We start from the raw sequence: 368 nt of genomic DNA, 5'->3' as shown, positions 1-368 counted from the left end.
CTCGCCTCCACGCTGGCTGACGTGTTGATGCCGCTCTATTCTGGCCGACTCATCGACGCTGTTTCTCGTGCTGCTAATGCGGCAGCACCAGCTTCGGATTCAGCTGTTGCAGCATTCTCTGTACCGATTGCATTGGCACTCGGTTCCATTGCCATGCGCCACGTCGCCTTAATTGGCCTGAACGACCTGGTGTTGAAAATGATTTCCGATGTCGCGACCGAAGCGTTCCATCATGTGCAGCGTTTTTCGACAGACTGGCATGCAAACAGCTTCGCCGGCTCGACAGTGCGCAAGATAACGCGCGGCATGTGGGCGCTCGACCTCCTAAACACCACAATACTGGGCACTCTGTTCCCGTCCTTTATCAT

1 protein-coding gene is annotated in these 368 nt (G+C 55.4%); it reads left to right on the top strand.

Features of this window, described 5'->3' with window-relative positions; all coding sequences use genetic code 11:
- Window positions 1–368 (top strand): ABC transporter transmembrane domain-containing protein (locus tag EN807_RS33250; protein WP_135937997.1); only part of this gene is annotated, 368 nt, incomplete at both ends.

This window comes from Mesorhizobium sp. M5C.F.Ca.ET.164.01.1.1 (genome assembly GCF_004792125.1).
GTDB classification, from domain to species: domain Bacteria; phylum Pseudomonadota; class Alphaproteobacteria; order Rhizobiales; family Rhizobiaceae; genus Mesorhizobium; species Mesorhizobium wenxiniae.
This window is presented reverse-complemented; position numbering and strand designations above follow the sequence as displayed.